This window comes from Fibrobacter sp. UWCM, from assembly GCF_900129735.1.
GTDB lineage: Bacteria > Fibrobacterota > Fibrobacteria > Fibrobacterales > Fibrobacteraceae > Fibrobacter.
Genome location: NZ_FQWR01000002.1, coordinates 170457 through 186906 on the forward strand (window position 1 = coordinate 170457; position 16450 = coordinate 186906).

The 16450-nt window shown below is 53.5% G+C and carries 11 protein-coding genes; 4 read left to right on the forward strand and 7 right to left on the reverse strand.

Annotation, left to right across the window (positions count from 1 at the left end; genetic code table 11):
• Positions 1 to 180: 180 nt before the first annotated feature.
• From BUB22_RS02160 to dnaX, 6 genes are all read right to left on the reverse strand, one after another.
• On the reverse strand, positions 181 to 2328 hold the full coding sequence (locus BUB22_RS02160; RefSeq protein WP_073113724.1) for a hypothetical protein: 2148 nt from the start codon (positions 2326 to 2328) through the stop codon (positions 181 to 183).
• Positions 2329 to 2478: 150 nt separating this feature from the next.
• Complete coding sequence (locus tag BUB22_RS02165; protein WP_073113725.1) at positions 2479 to 5628, reverse strand: efflux RND transporter permease subunit; 3150 nt, start codon at positions 5626 to 5628, stop codon at positions 2479 to 2481.
• A gap of 14 nt (positions 5629 to 5642) precedes the next feature.
• Positions 5643 to 6689 carry an efflux RND transporter periplasmic adaptor subunit gene (locus BUB22_RS02170; protein WP_073113726.1) on the reverse strand — a complete coding sequence of 349 codons (1047 nt, stop codon included), beginning with the start codon at positions 6687 to 6689 and terminating at the stop codon, positions 5643 to 5645.
• Between the two features lie 13 nt (positions 6690 to 6702).
• On the reverse strand, positions 6703 to 8121 hold the full coding sequence (locus tag BUB22_RS02175; protein WP_073113727.1) for a TolC family protein: 1419 nt from the start codon (positions 8119 to 8121) through the stop codon (positions 6703 to 6705).
• 181 nt (positions 8122 to 8302) lie between these two features.
• Positions 8303 to 8611: a YbaB/EbfC family nucleoid-associated protein gene (locus BUB22_RS02180; protein WP_072809918.1), complete on the reverse strand. Its 309-nt coding sequence runs from the start codon at positions 8609 to 8611 to the stop codon at positions 8303 to 8305.
• Between the two features lie 13 nt (positions 8612 to 8624).
• The gene (gene dnaX, locus BUB22_RS02185) at positions 8625 to 10340 is read right to left on the reverse strand and encodes a DNA polymerase III subunit gamma/tau (protein ID WP_073113728.1); all 1716 of its coding nucleotides are present in this window, start codon (positions 10338 to 10340) and stop codon (positions 8625 to 8627) included.
• A gap of 161 nt (positions 10341 to 10501) precedes the next feature.
• Here dnaX and BUB22_RS02190 point away from each other — a divergent pair, with 161 nt between their 5' ends.
• Positions 10502 to 10879: a hypothetical protein gene (locus BUB22_RS02190; protein WP_073113729.1), complete on the forward strand. Its 378-nt coding sequence runs from the start codon at positions 10502 to 10504 to the stop codon at positions 10877 to 10879.
• 95 nt (positions 10880 to 10974) lie between these two features.
• On the opposite strand, the gene pheT is transcribed toward BUB22_RS02190, so the two are convergent.
• Positions 10975 to 13410, reverse strand: a complete 2436-nt coding sequence (pheT, locus tag BUB22_RS02195; protein ID WP_073113730.1) for a phenylalanine--tRNA ligase subunit beta — start codon at positions 13408 to 13410, stop codon at positions 10975 to 10977.
• A gap of 160 nt (positions 13411 to 13570) precedes the next feature.
• Here pheT and BUB22_RS02200 point away from each other — a divergent pair, with 160 nt between their 5' ends.
• Genes BUB22_RS02200 through BUB22_RS02210 form a run of 3 tightly spaced genes read left to right on the forward strand, consistent with a single transcriptional unit; the run spans position 13571 to position 16427 of the window.
• Complete coding sequence (locus BUB22_RS02200; protein WP_139258668.1) at positions 13571 to 14422, forward strand: hypothetical protein; 852 nt, start codon at positions 13571 to 13573, stop codon at positions 14420 to 14422.
• The gene (locus BUB22_RS02205; RefSeq protein ID WP_073113732.1) at positions 14419 to 15705 is read left to right on the forward strand and encodes a peptidylprolyl isomerase; all 1287 of its coding nucleotides are present in this window, start codon (positions 14419 to 14421) and stop codon (positions 15703 to 15705) included. Before BUB22_RS02200 ends, BUB22_RS02205 begins: the two co-directional genes overlap by 4 nt.
• 32 nt (positions 15706 to 15737) lie before the next feature.
• Entirely contained in the window at positions 15738 to 16427 is a 690-nt protein-coding gene (locus tag BUB22_RS02210; RefSeq protein WP_072809933.1) for a cell division ATP-binding protein FtsE, read from the forward strand.
• Positions 16428 to 16450 lie beyond the last annotated feature (23 nt).

The following is a 16450-nucleotide window of genomic DNA, read 5'->3' on the forward strand; positions in this document are numbered from 1 at the left end:
TGTACAAAATGCGCACCGGGAAAACCAGTGTCGCAGTTATTCATCAGTTGGAAAGAAATATAAAAGCCCCGATATAGTTCAAATAAAGAAATTATTTAGCAGAAAAATAATTTTTCTACTAAATAATTTTCAAAAAGGCGTAAAAAAGCCCCGATAACTAGTGTTACGGGGCAATGGGGCTTACTTGAGCGTCACGCTACGGCTTATTCCGTTCACTCGGACGATGTAGTTGCCCGGAGTTTGCAGGGTGATACTCATCGTTGCACTGGCAATTGGCTTGGCAGCAACCATGTGACCAAGCGCATCAAAGATGCGGACAACGCCACCCTGCGTGTTAGAAAGCGTGAGCGTCATGCCGTTTACTGAGAGGTTGAACATAGGCTGAACAGTATTCCAAACAATATCCGTCCCCTTCGAGGAACTGCTCTTCGCTTTTGAGGAACTGCTATTTGCCTTCGACGAAGATGACGATTTCGCAGAGGAAGAAGACTTCGCGGAAGAACTGCTTTCCGCCCCCGATGACGAAGACGCGATCATGCTTGAAGAACTTACCTCGTCACCCAGAGAACTCGAAGAGTTCGAAGCAATCTCGGAACTGCTACTGGATTCAATTTCCGACGAACTGGATTCGACATAGGAACTACTAGATTCAACAGTAGCTGAACTAGAAGATTCAGCACTAGAACTACTTGACAATCCATATTTTGAGTAGAATTCTTCGCAGGTTCCCTCGCTCACGAGAATCGGATAATTGCCCTCGCAGTATTGCCAGATTCCGCTATCGTCATCAAGACCAGCATTTGTATTCAACGTTTCTACAAATGCAGGCGATTGCATGACCGCGGTGGTTTTGCCAAGAATATTCGTTTGTGTTGAATTTCCATCAAGTTTTCCAACAGCATGCATCGTATCAGGAGTTGAAACGGTAATATCATAATAAACATTGTTTAAACGGCTATACGACGCTTCACAAGTAACACCACTATACATATGATTTTTAGCATTTTTTACAGTTTTCAGGATTCCATAAGATGAGTTTATTCGGGAATTACCATAAGACTCACCCTGTATACTGGCTACAAGAGGTGACACATATAGAAAATTTTTACTTCCAATATTTACGCCCTTTCCTATTGTTAGATTTGACCTTGAATTATTCAAATCACACAAATATGCAGAACCCACAATTCCACCAACATAAATACTATAATAGGTTTCACTATTATTGGGAAAAACGAGTGAATCTATTCGCATGTTTGCGTATGAGCCTGAAATGATTCCTCCTTCCGTTGAACCAGACGTATATCCGTTCATATGTCCGACAATTCCACCAACATATCCATAACTAGTTCCCTTTACCACAAGAGTATCTATAATGGCAATATTATTGATAATTTTCGCATTCTCGCTTGCCCTAGCAGTAATTCCGCCCACACTCACTTGAAAACTATTTGAACTAGTATTTTTTATTTCAACCGCCCCACGGAACAAACAATTTTCTATGGTGCTATTTTTTCCTGTATATAGAGCAATTCCGCCAAAATAACCTTTGTCCACAATTACTATATCAGCAGGTTTAAAAGAACTATTTTTTATGGTTCCATAATTATCAGAAACAATGCCAGCTCTGTTTGATCCCTTTTTTATTTCATTAAACCCAATATTTGTGTAATCACTGGAATAATACGCCCCCAACAATCCACTACTATTACATTTTTCAATAAGTCCTCTATTTGTATATGCTATGCCAAAATTCTTCGCGAAACTGTTTTTGATTATCCCATAATTCAAATACGCAAATCCTGCAATTTGTTTTGCACCATCATTATTTTCATTACATTTTTCTATTGTGCCGTAGTTTCGTGCCACCCATGTAACGATATCACTTTTCTTTACAGAAAAATTCTTGAGAACAAAATTTTCTCCAGTATAACCAAATATTGCACCTTTGGAATACAAACCATAGATTGTATAGCCAGCCCCATCAAAAATACCATCATAAACATTTGTATTTGAAATACCAATAGTAGATAATGAAATCTTACTAGTCAAAGAATCATCATCCATAAAATGGATATCATTTCCAAGTATCGCATTTATCTTATTTTCCCCTTTTTCATTCACCTGATACGCAAACCAAGCCAGTTCACTCGGGCTTGTGATAACATAATACTCAACGCCGTCAACTGTTTTCGAAGAAGGCTTTGAAGTAGAGCCGTCCCAGTCTTCGGCAAAAGCCGTGCTGAATAGCCCTGCCAGCAGGCAGAGGATGATTGCCTTGAAAGCCGAGAAGCGGCGGAAACAGGAGGGGCGGGTCTGGGTGGTCATAGGCGGCTCCTTGAGCAGGTTACTCCTAAATATATATTATCATTGGCATTTTGTAAAGAAAAAATATACATATTGCACCTTTTAGTCCTTTTTGCGCACGAAAAATCCCGCCGGTTAGGGCGGGATTTCTGAAACATTGCTTGTGCGGGCTTATGCCGTCGCGTGCTTGTTCATTTTTTTCTTGATCTTGCTCGCGCCTTTCTTCGCTTTGTGGAAGATGGCGTTCGGGAGCCAGAAGAACGTGGGCACGAGGTACATCGTGAGTATGGCGGACACGAGGAGGCCACCCACGGATGCGATACCCATCGGCTGCGTCATGGCGGCCACGTTACCACCGAGCGCGAATGCGAGCGGGAGCTGTGCCACGATGGACGCAAACGTTGCAAGCACAATCGGCTGGAACTTGTTCTTTGCAGCAGTCATCATTGCCGAACGCCTTCCCATGGCACCGCTTCGCAGCAGCCTGTTCGATTCGTCAAGCAATAGAATAGCGTTGTTCACCACCACACCGATAAGCATCACTATGGCCATGAGGGCAATCATCGAGAGCGCCTTGCCGGTAAAGACGAGGGCGAGTAACACGCCGATAGCACCCATCGGGATGGTCATCATGATAATGAACGGCTGTGCGAAACTTTCGAGGAGCGCGATAAGCAGGATGTAGGTGAGGAGGATTGCCATGACGATGGCCACCTTGAATTCCGCCACCATGTCGTTCTGCATGTCGGCCTGTGCACCGAAACTGAAGGTAATGCCTTCGGGAAGTTCGCTCTTCATGCTTTCGGCGAGTGCGCCCACCTTGCCCATAATTTCACCGGTAGTGTGGCCGGGCAAGAGGTTCATGGAAACGTCGACACGGGTACGCTTGCGCTTGCGGTCGATTCGGGTCGGGCCCGCACCGTCTTCGATATAGAAGAGTTCGCTTGCGTTCAGGTAACCCTTCGGGGTCATAATCGGCAGGTTCTCGATGTCGGTATGGCTCTGGCGGTCCTTTTCCATCATGCGCACGTACACATCGTATTCTTCACCGTCTTCGGTATATTGTCCCGCTTCGTAGCCGCTCACCGCGATGTAGTTGTAGGTGGCGACGGTCTGGAGCGTAACGCCGTAGTCGGCGAGTGCCTGGCGGTTCGGAATGAGGCGAATTTCGGGCTTACCCGCTTCGTAACTCGTCTTGAGGTCAACAATGCCGCTGATGGAATCCTTGATGCGGTCCATAATCAGGTTGGACGCCTTCACGACGGAATCCGCATGCAGGCCGTTCACTTCGAGCACCACGTCGCCCGCGGAGTTGTTGTTCATTTCGGAAGCGGATGCGGACTTGATGGAAATGTAGGCGTCGGGGATGTCGGCGAGGTAGGGGCGCAGGGAATCGACAATCTGGTCGGTGCTGCGGGTACGGCCTTCCCAGTCCTTCAAGAGCTTCACGCGCATCGTTGCCTGGTTGACCGTCGTCATGCCGTTGGAACCACCGACGTTCATGCTGTAGTGCACAATTTCGGGGACACCCTTGATGCGGCTTTCGATGATTTGAGCAATGCTGTCGGTCGTCTCGATGTTGGTGCCCACGGGCATTTCGAGCTTGACGCTAATCATGCCCTGGTCCTGCTTCGGCATAATTTCGACCGTGAGGGCGTTCTTGGCAAGGAAGCCGACGACAGCGATTGTGCCCACGAGAGCGAGGACCTGGAAAATCACGCCCGGAATGGAGAGGCAGAACGAAAGCGTCTTGAGGTAGATGAAGCGGACGCCGTTCAGGGCCTTCGGGAAGATGCCCAGCGCGCTTGCGATAATGCCGGGCTTTTCTTCGATGATGTTCCCGAATTCATCCTTCTTCTTGCCCTTGAACAGGTAGGCGGCCATGAGCGGTGTCAGCGTGAAGGTCACGAGGAGCGACACGAACGTGGCGAACACCATGGTAAGGCCGAAGGTGCGGAAGAAGATACCGGCGATGGACTTCATGAATGCGATAGGCACGAACACGCAAACGTTGGTGAGCGTGGATGCCATAATGGCGACCAAGATTTCGGAGGTTCCCTTGTAGGCGGCTTCCTTGGGTTCAAGCCCGAGTTTCAGCTTTTCGTTGATGTTCTCGAGCACCACGATGGAGTTTGTGACGAGCAAGCCCACCGATGAAGAAAGTGCCATCAAGGACATCATGTTGATGCCGAAGCCTGCGAAGTACATGAGGGTAAAAGCACCGATCACGGAGATAGGCATCGTGAGGGCAGCGATAATCATCGTCGAGAACTTGCCGAGGAACAGAAGCAGGAGGCCTGCGGTAAGCGCGATGGCGATGATGATGTTCTGGATAACGTTGTCGATAGATTCGCTCACGGCTTCGGACTTGTCGTACACCAGGTGCAGTTCGAATCCTTCGGGGAGGGTCTTCTGGATTTCGTTCATGCGCTTGATGACGCCTTCGGAAACCTTCACCACGTTTGCGTCGGAACGTTTCTTGATATCGAGCGATACGGAGTTTTGCCCGTTGAAGCGCGATGCGGAAGTGATGGTCTCGATGGTATCTTTGACAACTGCGATTTCGGAGAGCTTGATAACGCCCTTCGCCGTCGGGATATCCATGTTGCGGATTTCGTCGAGGGTCTGGAACTTGCCCGAGGTACGCACGCTCGTGTTCTTGTGCTTGCCGATAACTTCACCGATAGGGAAATTGACGTTCGACTGCCCGAAGAGCCCCATGATGGTCGCAATATCGACATTGCGGTCGAGCATCTTGTCCTTGTCAATCTCGATGGAAATCTGGCGAGTGGTACCACCGAACACATCGACGCTAGCCACGCCGGAAACTGCGGTAAAGAGCGGTTCGATATCGTCTTCCACCTTCTGGCGGAGTTCCGTGGAGTTGAGCGGTCCGGTAAACGAGATGGACATGATAGCGGCGCCGTTGATATCGACTTTCGCGATAATCGGGGCCTGCACGGCATCGGGGAAGTTTACCGATGCAAGGTCAATCTTGGAACGCACGTCGTTTGCGGCCACGTCCACGTTGACGCCCATGTTGAACATGGCGACGAGAATGCCGTAGTTCTCAAGGCATATGGACTGCACGTAGTCGATACCGTCAACAAGTTCCACCTGGTCTTCGATGGGCTTGATGATGGTGGATTCGATTTCTTCGGGGCTTGCGCCCTGGTAGATGATGGTTGCGGTGACCACGGGGACGTCGAATTTCGGCATCAGGTCGACCACCATCATGCTGTAGGTGTAGAGACCGAAAACCACCACGGTCAAGATGACCATGAGCATGGTAATCGGTTTGTAGATACTGGCCTTAATCATTCAGCAAAACTCCCTTATTCGACAATCAGGACCTTGTCGCCGTCGCTCATGCGGTTCTGGCCTTCCACCATGACGGTCTCGTTGTCTTCCAGGCCTTCGGTAATCTGGATGTCGTCCTTGGTCTGCACGCCGAGCTTCACGATCTTGCGGCGGGCCTTGCCTTCGTTGTCGACAGTCCATACGGCGTTCACGCCATTGCGGTAGACAATCGCCTCGTTCGGGATAACGATGCCGCTCACTTCGCGTGCGTCGAGTTCCGCGGTCACGTACATGCCGGGGAGGAGCTTCTTGTGCTTGTTGTCGAAGGTGACTTCCACCGGGAAGAATCGGGTCTGCGGGTTGGCGGCGAGCGGGATAAGCGTCACCTTGCCCTTGATCTTTTCGCCGGCGACGGTGACCGTTGCGGTAGCGCCCTTCTTGAAGTAACCGATGTCGTTACTCGTGACGTTCAGCTTGAGGATAACCTGGTTGAGCTTCGCGATGGTGCAGAACACGCCGCCAAGTCCCGGAGTCTGGCCCACCTTGTAGTTGAGCTCGGTCACCACGCCTGCAGCCGGTGCGAGAATCTTTGTGGCGCGGCGGGCGGTCTCGAGGTTCATCTTGGCAATCTTCAACTGCATTTCCTGCGTGTCCATGTCCTGCTGGCTGATGCCGCCCTTGGCATGGAGTTCACGCATGCGCTCGGTCGCCTTCTCGAGGAGGGCCACCTGTTCTTGTGCCTGCTGGTACTGCGTGTTGTCGCCGGTAAAGATGTATTCGGCGAGCACCTGGTCTTTTTGCACGGAGGAACCCACCTGCACGTTAATCTTTGCGAGCGGGTCGCCCATCTTGGAGATGGCGTAGGACTGCTGCATGCCTTCGATAGAACCGCTGAACTTGCGGACATCGCTGAGTTTTGCCGCGGTTGCCTTCACGACGCGTGCGGGCTTGCCCTTTTCCTTCTGGATTTCCTCGATGGTAGTGGGCTTTGCTTCGGCTTTTTCGTCTTTCTTGAGATCGCAGCCGACAAGAAGAAGCGAAATGGCTGAAAGGGTGATGACTGTTTTCGTGATCTTGTTCATATTCTGCTTCCTATTAATATTCTCCGGTGGCCTGCAGGAGGGCGTTGTATGCCTTGTTCCATTCGACGATGGAATTCATGTAGTCGAGCTTTGCGGTGCGCAGGCTGTTTTCTGCCGTCAGGAGGTTCAGCTGCGTTTCGCGCCCGAGCTTGTAGGCGTCGTTCGTGAGGTCATAGTTCTTCTGCGCCAAGTCAACCTGGCGCTTTGCAATTTCAATCTGGCTGTTCGCGTCCTCGAGCGTGTTCGCGCAGGATTCAATCTGCATGCGGAACCCGCGCTCGGCGGTTTCCTTCTGGATTTGCGTGCTGCGGAGGCTCGATTTGGCCTGCGTGACGCTCTCGCGGGTCTTCATGCCGTTGAAGAGGTTCATTGTGACGTTCAGTGCCACGTACTTGCTGAGCTTATCCCACTTGGGTGCATCCCAGTCGAAGAAGTCGTTCTTGTTGTTTGCGTACTTGATGCCGCCAAGGAGCACGACTGTCGGCTTGTAGCCGCCTTCCTCGATTTCGATGTTCAGGTTCTTCATGTTCTCGGTTTCTTCGAGCATCACGAGTTCCCTGCGGCGCTTCTTCACGTTCGCCATGCTGGTGTCGGGGTAGGTGTAGCCTGCCGCGGGGTCGCGCAGGTCGCCCTGGAACTGCACGTCGCTTTCCCATTCGAGGCCCATGGTGTTCAGGAGGGCGTTACGGGCGAGGATGCGCTTCTTTTCGGTGCTTGCAATCTTGGAGTTCAGCTGGTCCATCGAGAGCTGCACGCGGATGAGGTCAAGTTCCGTGGCGAGCCCGCTCTTGAGGGACTGTTCCACGAAGTTCAGGTTTTCCTGGAGCATGTCCTTGGAGGCGTACATGATGCTGATTGCGGAATCGAGATAGATGAGCTGGTCAAATGCGTTCGCGACATCGTAGCGGACCTGGGCCTTCTTGTTTTCGAGATTCACTTCGCTTACGCGCTTGTATGCCTTTGCAATCTCGATGCCGGTACCCACCTTGCCCTGGGCGTAGAGAATCTGCGTGGCCGTGATGCCTACGCTGGATTGCCAGCGGTAGCCCTGCGACTTCATACCGTAAATGAGCCCGTCCACGGCGGGGCCGATAACCTGCTGGTCGTAGGCGTTTGCCATGGGGTTGCCGTTCTCGTCGGTACCTGCTGCCATCTGGGCGGCGGCATCGGTAAGGTCGGTGCTTTTTTCGACATCGTCCAGGCCGAAAATACGGGTAACAGTTGCACTCAGGTCGATTGTGGGGTAGGCGTTGCCGTAGCCGGCGGTTACCTGGGAGCTGGCGCTTTTCAGGTCTTCTTCGGCAGACTTGACGTCCGAAGATTTTTCAAGAGCAATATTGATCGCTTCTTCGCGGGTGTACGTCTTGCCCGCCCACGATGGTATCGCGAGGCTCAGGGCAAGTGCCGATAAAAGGGCGAAATTCCTTGACATCTAGTACTCCTATACTACAAGGTTGCGCCAAATTTAGCAAAAACCGCACTATATAATAAGGGAGAGGGGTTGTATTTCTAGATGAAACGACCATTTTAGGCGATAAAAGGAACGGCCCTAAAAAACAAAACACGTGCTTATCTGTGCACGTGTTTTGCAAAAAAATATGGATGTGTCCGGATTACATCAGGCCGGGGATTTTCATGCCGCCGGTGATGTCGTTGAGGCTCGACTGGGCCGCTTCGTCCTTCTTCTTGATTGCTGCGTTGATGGCAGCCATGACGAGGTCTTCGAGAGCTTCCACGTCGTCCTTGTCGACGGCGTCGGGGTTGATCTTTATCATGGTGAGGATTCCCTGGCCGTTGATGGCCACCTTCACCATGCCGCCGCCCGCCTCGGCATCAAAACTCTGCGTCTTAAGGTCGTTCTGGGCCCTGAGCATCTTGCTCTGCATTTTCTGGAGGTCCCGGAGCATCTTGTTCATGTCCATAGTGCGTTTCCTTCTAGTTGTCGGTGACCTCTTCACACGACTCGCTTGTCGGGAGGTCAACCTGCTTGTTTAACTGTTTAGAATTTAAATATTGTCCGCCGAAGATTTCGACCATCTTCCTGAGAAGTTCGTCCTTATCCATGTCTCGCTCAAAGGGGTTTTTCTGCGCGTTTGCACGGGCGATGAGTTCTTCGTTGGTAAAAGTCCTGAGCCGAAGCCTAAGATCGACCTGGGTCTGGAGTTTGTCCTGGAGGATAGTCTTTAGGCGCGCGAGGTATTCCGGCTGTTCCTGTATTTGCTGGTAGCCCCAGGGAACGCTCTGCTCGTTTTCGCATACGTAGGTAAGGAACAGCGGGAACGGGGTCAGCTTCTGGTCGCCCGATTCAAGAACGGAACCGTTTACGGCGGCAGAGAACTGCAGGTCGCCGCAGTTCGCGAGCGATGCCGATATGGAGGGCCATGCGCTGGTAATCTCGAACCGCGTGTACGGTGCGGGCGATTCGGGGAACGTCTCGTATGAAGCGGTTTCCTCCGCTTGGGGAAGAACCTCGAGAATTTTACCTACTTTTTTTTTTGTCGCCTCGTCGGCGGCGGATTTGGGGTCGTTTATGGCGGCTAGTGCGCGTCGTAGATCGGTCAGCCGGTCTAGCCATGCCATGCGCGCGAAAGTCGTTTCTACCAGGAGGCGCGGGTTCGTGCTGTAGCGGATTTGCGCCTGCAGGTCGATAAGCATCTTGGAAATGCGCAGCAGGTCGCCGTTCGAGAGGCCCTTTGCGGTTTCCTTGAATTTCTCGTAGAGTTCCGCCGAAATGTTCAGTTCGTCGGGCGTGAAGGCGTCGAGCCTGCTGTAGATGAGGTTGCGCAGGAACTTGCCGAACCCGTCGAGGAGGGGGGCAAACTCAATACCGCGGTTGACGGCCTTGTCGACCATCTGGAAGCAACCCTTGAGGTCGTGGTTCTCGATGGCCAGGATGAGCTCGAAGAACAGTTCCGTAGGCGGAATGCCGAGCACGGAGCGCACGGAATCGGCGTCCATCTCGCTGCCGGTAAACGCGTATGCCTGGTCAAAGAAGGTAAGGCCGTCGCGCATGGAGCCATCCGCCTTCTCGGCGAAAATATTGAGGGTTTCGTCGGAGGCGTTGATGTGTTCCTGCTCGCAAATGTAGCGCAGGCGCGAGGCAATCTGGTTGATGGTCAGGCGCTTGAAGTCGAAGCGTTGCACGCGCGAAAGGATGGTCGGCAGCAGCTTGTTCACTTCGGTGGTCGCGAAGATGAAAATCACGTGCGGAGGGGGTTCCTCGAGGGTCTTCAGGAGCGCGTTGAACGCACCCGGAGAGAGCATGTGGACTTCGTCGATGATGAAAATCTTGTACTTGCCTATAACGGGCGGGTACTGCACGCGGTCAATCACGTCGCGGATGTTGTCGACGCCGGTGTTGGAGGCCGCGTCTATTTCGTAGATATCCATCGGGTTGCCGCCCGCGATATCCTTGCAACTTTCGCACTTTCCGCAGGGGTGCAGCGGGTCGCCGCCGGTGCAGTTGAGCGTGCGGGCGAGGATTCTGGCACTGGTGGTCTTGCCTACGCCACGGGTCCCGGTAAAAAGGAATGCGTGGTGGAGACGGCCCCCTTCGATTGCGTTCTTGAGGGTCTGTGCGATATGTTCCTGCCCGACCATGTCGTCAAAGGACTGCGGGCGCCACTTGCGGGCCATTGCTACGTATGCCATGCGCTTGAATATAGAAAAAATAATTAAAGGGGTTATTAGTCAATAGTCGTTAGTCATTGGCTAAATAAAGCCACCTATTTTTAAAACTATTGACTATTGACCAAGGACTAATGACCTATTTTTAAATTAGTATCTTTTCAAATAAAACCACGAGGTACACGATGAATCCGAATTTGGCGTTATTGATTCTTTCTTGGCAGGTGGCATGCCTGTACCATGAATCCGAGACAGAGAAATTGCTGCCCGGTTCTACCTCCGCGACCGAGGCGGAAAGCGATGCGCTCGATGCCATTCACGACGAGGTGACCCCGGATGTCTCGTGGGACGATTTCAACAATACGTATGCAAGTTTCAAGACGGCGAAGGAGCGCGCGGCGGCTTGCGTCGAGGTCCTCAAGGGGCAGTCCGGCGAGTTCCGTAGCCTTGTTCTGGAATCGATGCTCCGTGTAGCGAACGCTTCGCGCGAAAACGACAACGAGACCAACGTTTCGCCCGAGGAAATGGACTTTATCCAGCAGATTAGGGAAGCGCTGGAATAAAAACCGGTTTGCTAGCGGCGTAAAAACGCTGTAAATTCTGAAAAAAGAAACCGCCGAGGATGCCTCAGCGGTTTTAATCTTTATATAGGCGCAGTTTAGCGGAGTGCGATGTCGCCGTTCGCGACGAGCTTGTCACGCAGCTTGTTGTGCGCCTTGTTGACTTCGTCGTCGGTGAGCGTGCGGTCCATGGCCTGGTAGGTGAGGCTGTAGACCATGTTCTTCTTGCCGGCTTCGATCTTGTCGCCTTCGTAGATGCTCTTGAGGGTAATCTTCGCGAGGTTCTTGGGGTTCAAACCCTTGATGCGGGCGACGATGTCCTCGTGGGTCATGGACTTCGCCACTTCGAGCGAGATGTCGCGGCTAGACGGCACCTGGCGGCTGAAGGCTTCGAACACGATCTTCTTGTGGGTGGCGTGTTCCATCTTGTCCATGTCGAGTTCCATCACGTAGGTGGTGTAGCTGATGTCGTTCGCGGCCATCACGGAGGGGTGGAGTTCGCCCATGGTGCCGAGCACCACGCCGTCGGCGAGGATTTCGGTCTGCTTGCCCGGGTGCAGGAAGATTTCAGGCTTGGCGGGCACGCGGAATTCCACCACGAGACCCACGCGCTTGAGGAAGCTCTGCACGAATCCCTTGAACGCGGCAAAGTCAATCTGGGCGGGCTTGTCGTTGAGCGGGTTCACGTCGAAGTTGCCTGCAATCGTGAGGGCGACGAGGTTCGATTCGTCGAAGCCCGGGTCGCGGACGTCCTTGCGGTCGCGCTTGAACTGGCCCTTGGCCACTTCGAACAGGCGCACGGAACCGGGGCGATTCTTCTCGTTTTCGGCAACGCTCTTGAGGAGGTTGGGGAGGAGGCTCGTGGGAACGGCGCCGAGTTCTTCGGAGAGTGGGTTCAGGAGCAGTGCGGGCTTGCTGCGGCGGTCGTCGCTTTCGGGGCCGAAGAGGGCCTCGGTGCGGGCCTTGCTCGTGAAGCGCAGGCTCAGGCATTCGTGCAGGCCCATTGCGGAGAGCGTCTTGCGAATCTTGCGGTTCAGAACTTCAATCGGCGGAAGCTCGTTCGGCTGCATTTTGAAGGAGGGCAGCGTGTACGGGATGTTGTCGAACCCGACGAGGCGGGCGACTTCTTCGATGAGGTCCACTTCGCGTTCGAGGTCGGGGCGGAAGCTCGGAATCTTGAACGTGATGGAATCTGCCGTCTTGGAAACGACTTCGAGGGCGATGCCTGTGAGGAACTTTTCCACCTGGGCCATTTCAAGCTTCATGCCGATAACGCGTTCAGCCTGCGCGATGCGGAGCGTTACCACGTTGCATTCCTTCTTGTGGTCGTCGCCGGTGTATTCGACAGTGCCCTTGAGAATACGGCCGCCGGCCACTTCCTGGATGAGTGCGCAGGCGTACTTGCTGTATTCGTCCTGGGTCGCGAAGTCGATTTCGCGTTCAAAGCGGTAGCTCGAGTCCGTGGAAATGCAGAGGCGTTTCGCCTGCTTGCGGACGACCGTCGGGTTGAACCAGGCGCTCTCGAGGAACACGTTCTTGGTGGCATCGACGATTTCGGATTCGACGCCGCCCATCACGCCGGCAACGCAGGCCGGACGGTCGCCGTCGCAAATCACGAGGTCGTTTTCAACGAGTTCATGGGCGGTGTGGTCAATCGTTTCAATCTTTTCGCCCTTCACGGCGCGGCGCACCTTGATCTTGTTGCCGTGCAGTTGGTCCATGTCGAAGCTGTGGAGCGGCTGGCCCACGTCCATCAAAATGAAGTTCGTGATGTCGACGACGTTGTTGATGCTGTTCATGCCCACGGCGTGCAAAAGCTTCGCAAGCCAAGCCGGGGACTTTTCGACCTTCACGTCCTTGATGACGCGGCCCACGTAGCGGGAGCAGCCGCAGCCGGGGACCACTTCGAGGCTGATGGCGGAACTTGCCGGTTCGGCGTCCTCGTTCAAGGTGTAGGCGAGCGGCTTGAGCGGGCGGTTGAACTTCGCGGCCAGTTCGCGGGCCACACCGCGGTGGCTCAAAGCGTCCGGGCGGTTCGGGGTCACGTTCAGTTCATAGCACACGTCGTAGAGGCCGAGGCTCACGAACGGGGTGCCAGCCGGGATGCTGTCATCCAGGACCATGATGCCCGCGTGGTCGTCGCTGAGGCCGATTTCGTCTTCGGCGCAAATCATGCCGAAACTTTCCACGCCGCGGATCTTGGACTTCTTCATCTTGAGCGTGCCGCCATCGGGGAGCGGGAGTTCCGCGCCAATCGGGGCGAGAACCACGGTCTGGCCTGCGGCTACGTTCGGGGCGCCGCACACGACCTGGAGCGTTTCCTTGCCGTCGTTCACGGTGGTGATGTGCAGGTGGTCGCTGTCCGGGTGGGCTTCGCAGGTGAGGACCTTTGCCACCACGAGCTTCTCGTAGACCTTGCCCGGTTCTTCCATGCCTTCGACTTCGAGGCCAATAGAGGTGAGCGCCTTTGCAACTTCTTCCGCAGATTCCGGAAGATCAACGTGACGTCTGAGCCAATTCAAAGAAACTTTCATTTTTTCCTCTTTGGCACGAGGACTGCAACAACGCGTCAATCCATACGGATAAACGTGGCAACGTCGCAAAATCCGTGCCCGCTTAAATTTTCGTCGGGAAATTTAGCAAAAAATGAGTTTTATGACATTGCGGGGCATGAATTTTCTAAATTATAGCGCGATGAAATTTGTGAAGTGCTTATTGTTTGCATTGAGCCTGTGTTCGCTTGTTGCCTTGACGGGTTGTGACCTGCCGTTCAAGTTGCCGTTCGACTTGCCCTTTGGCAAGGAAGACCCGGTCGTTGTTTCCGTGGGCAAGGTGAACCTGACGCAGTCCAAACTCTTGAGCATGGTCCCGAACTGGAACTCGCTGGATGATCGCGCACGGCTCGCCTTCCTCGAACACTGGATAGACGAGGAGGTTGCCTACCAGGAGGCCATGGATGCCGGGATTATGTCGGATTCCGTGCTTTCGGGCCAAATCGAGAGTACCGTGCGCAAACTGGTGGTGGATTACTACCTGCAGACGTTTGCCGATACCATGCTGATAGGCGATGCCGAGAAACTGAGCTACTATCAGGAACACCGCGAAAACTACCTGCGTGGCAAGACCTCCATCTCGGGTGCGATTCTCTACTTTAAGACGTGGGCGAATGCCGATGCGTACTACAAGGAAATGAAGTCGCGGGCCCTGAACGTGGTACCTGCGGAAAACCCGCTGATAAGCGAAATCGTGAAGTTCGATACCGTGACAGCCTCGCCGGATACGTGCATGATCAAGGAAATCGAGACGTTCCCGATAGGCAAACTCTCGGTAATGCGCTACTGTGGTGGCGCCCTGAAGATGGCGATAGTTACGGAAAGGCTCGATTCTGCGGAGGTGAGGCCCTACAAGGACGTTGCCGAGGATGTTTCGAACATGGTTTGGCTCGAACACCGCAATACGGTCATGGAGCGCCTGAAGAAAGAATGGAAAATGAAACGGCCGATTTTCTCGAAATCTACCGTGTTCTCTGAAAAGGAAAGCGAATGAAGAAGTTTTATCTAGTTGTTGTCGCCCTTGCGGGGCTTGTCGCTTCGGCTTTTTCTGCCCCGGTCCTCATGGAAGGGATTGCGGCGATTGTCGACGGGAAGCCGATTATGCGCTCGGAGTTCTTGAACAACCTGTACCATTTCCAGGAAACGCCCGAAGGCGCTGCGATGACCGAGGAACAGCAGAAGCAGTATGTGCTCGACAAGCTGATTGAAGAAAAGGTTTTGCTGAGCCGCATTGACCGCGATTCCATCGTGGTGAGCGATGCGGAAATCGACCAGCGCGTGACGGCGCACCTGAGCCAGCTTGCGGCAAGCCAGAACGTGAATATGGCGACGCTCGAGAAGGCCATCCGTTCCCAGCTTGGGGTGAGCATGGCGCAGTACCGCGAACAGCTTGCGAAGCAAATCAGGAGCCATGTGGAAACGCAGCGCGTGCGCCAGCGCCATGTGGGTGCGGTAAGCCCGACCAAGAAGGAAGTGGACTTTTTCTACCAGACGTACAAGGATTCGCTCCCGAGGCAGTACAACTGCGTGCAGCTGAGCCATATCCAGCTGAAGATTGAACCGGATTCCGCCATCGTGGATTCCGTGAAGCGCCTGGCGGAGAATCTCGTGGATAGCCTGAACCTGGGTATCAAATTCGAACTGCTTGCGAAGAACCATTCGCAGGATTCCTCTGCCGAAAAGGGAGGTGACCTCGGTTACTACAGGCGTGGACTTTTGGACCCGGCTTTTGAGCGCACGCTCGACCTGCTGAAGAATGGGCAGTATTCCTCCACTCCGGTCAAGACGGACCGCGGCTGGCACATTGTCCGTGTGATTGGCCGTAAGGAAGACGGCGTGCGTTCTGCACACATTCTGCTCCGCACGATTCCGACGGCAGCGGATTCTGCACGCGTGCTGCAACTGGCGGATTCTCTCCGTGCCTCCATCAAGACGAAGGACGATTTCTCTGCGGCTGCGAAGAAGTTCAGTACCGACAAGTCGAGCAACTTTGCGGGCGGCCTGCTGGGCTGGTACCAGAAGAACGAGATGGAACCCGCGTACGTTGACCCCGTTTCTAACCTGAACGTGGGCGAAGTCTCGGAGCCTGTGGAAATTGACGGCTCGTACCACCTGTTCCGCCTGGATGATTCTCGCCAGATTCGCGAACTTACGCTCGAGGAAGACTACGGCAAGATTGAGGCTATGGCGGCAAACCACCTGGAAAACGAGAAACTGAACGCCCTCCTCAAGAAGTGGCGCGAGGAAGTCCACATCGAAATCCGCATGACGGAATAGTTCTCCGGTTTTGGCGAGGAGCTCGGACCATCATGATTCATTTCACCCATGTGACAAAGTCCTACGAGGATAACTGGAAGGCGCTGAACAATGTCACCTTCCGTATCAATAAGGGTGAGTTCGTGTTCCTGACGGGGCATTCGGGTGCGGGTAAGTCGACCGTGCTGAAGTTAATTTATATGGACGAACGCCCCGATATGGAGCGTGGCGGCCAGGTAATGGTGAAGTTCACCAGCGACTGCATTTACGACAGCAAGAGTTCCCCGGACAACAGGATACAGGCGTTCCGCCGCAAGATGGGAATAATTTTCCAGGATTTCAAGTTATTGCCCGACAGGAACGTTTTTGAGAACGTTGCGCTGGCACTCCGCATCGTAGGGACCCCGAGCAGCAAGATAAATGCGGCCGTTTTTGACGCGCTTGCCCTGGTGGGGATAAGCCAGAAACGATTTGCGATGCCCTATACGCTTTCCGGTGGTGAACAGCAGCGTGTGGCTATTGCCCGCGCGATGGTGCATAACCCGTACTTGCTCTTGGCGGACGAACCGACCGGTAACCTGGACCCGAAAAACGCTGACGAGGTGTTCAAGATTTTCAAGGAAATCAATGCCCGCGGCACCACCGTGGTGATGGCGACGCATAACCCGGACTTTTACCTGAATAGCCCCTTCCGCCGCTTGGTGCTTGATCACGGCGAACTCTTGAACAGAGATTTGATCTAATTGCGCTGGTTATTTTTGTAAAC